The organism is Sinorhizobium sp. NG07B (assembly GCF_002532005.1).
Taxonomy (GTDB): Bacteria; Pseudomonadota; Alphaproteobacteria; order Rhizobiales; family Rhizobiaceae; genus Sinorhizobium; species Sinorhizobium fredii_C.
The window spans coordinates 1-1,070 of record NZ_NWTD01000045.1 but is presented as its reverse complement, the minus strand read 5'-3'; the positions used below and the strand labels follow the sequence as shown (position 1 = coordinate 1,070).

Genomic DNA, 1,070 nt, shown 5'->3' with positions numbered 1-1,070 from the left:
CCGCACCTGCTCACGGCCGTGCTCTGATTGTGAACGAGCAATCCGGAACCAATCTCCGGTCCACGAGTTCTTTGCGCGGGGATCAATTCAGGTCTTCGGAAGAGGTAAACACATGAAAAATCTGACTTTTGCTGCGGCAGCGCTGCTGAGCGCTGTGGCCACGGCAGCGTTTGCGCAAACGACTCCGTCTTCGGAGGGCAATACGCCGGCGATCGCGACTCCCGACACGCAGAACCCGGCGGCGCCGGTTGAAGGCGCCAACAGCTTTACCGAAGCTCAGGCGAAGGAGTGGATCGAACAAGCCGGGTACACCGGCGTCAATGGCTTGAAGCTAGACGATAAAGGTGTGTGGCAGGCAACTGCCATGAAGGACGGCAAATCAGTGGCCGTCGCCCTCGATTATCAGGGCAACGTCACAGCTCAGTAATCGCCCGAAACGTGCTTTACCAAAAGGAGAACGATAATGCGAACCGTAACAGGGCTATTTGACGACTACGAAGATGCCCGCGACGCCGTCAGCGACCTCGAAGCCGCCGGCGTGCCGTCAGATGATATCAGCATCGTTGCAAACAATGCTGATGACCGCTACTCGACCGAAGGCTCGGACGCAGCCGAAGGCGCGGGAACTGGTGCCGGCCTCGGCGCCGTAGGAGGCGGGGTGGTCGGTCTGCTTACGGGACTTGGCTTGATGGCCATTCCCGGCGTTGGCCCTGTCGTCGCGGCAGGATGGCTGGCGGCTACCGCGGCCGGGGCGGCAGCCGGGGCTGTTGCTGGAGGCGCCGCCGGAGGGTTGATCGGTGCATTGACGGATTCCGGCGTCGATGAGGAAGACGCCCATGTCTATGCCGAGGGCGTTCGCCGCGGCGGCACCTTGGTGACCGCAAAAGTCGATGACAGTCTTGCCCTCAAAGCAGAGGCCATCCTGCAGCAACGCAATCGCGTCGACCCTGCCGCCCGCAGGAGCATTTACGCGGGGGAAGGATGGACGCGGTTTGACGACAGTGCCGACCCGTATACTTTGGAGCAGGTTCGGCGCGAGCGCGAACGCTATCGCAGTATGATGCCGTAGG

2 protein-coding genes are annotated in these 1,070 nt (G+C 61.7%); both read left to right on the top strand.

The genetic code is table 11. The features are described 5' to 3' along the window. Positions 1-112: 112 nt before the first annotated feature. Positions 113-427, top strand: a complete 315-nt coding sequence (locus tag CO664_RS29995) for a PepSY domain-containing protein (RefSeq protein WP_097540720.1) — start codon at positions 113-115, stop codon at positions 425-427. Positions 428-463: 36 nt separating this feature from the next. Continuing rightward, positions 464-1,069, top strand: a complete 606-nt coding sequence (locus CO664_RS29990) for a general stress protein (RefSeq protein WP_097540719.1) — start codon at positions 464-466, stop codon at positions 1,067-1,069. Position 1,070 lies beyond the last annotated feature (1 nt).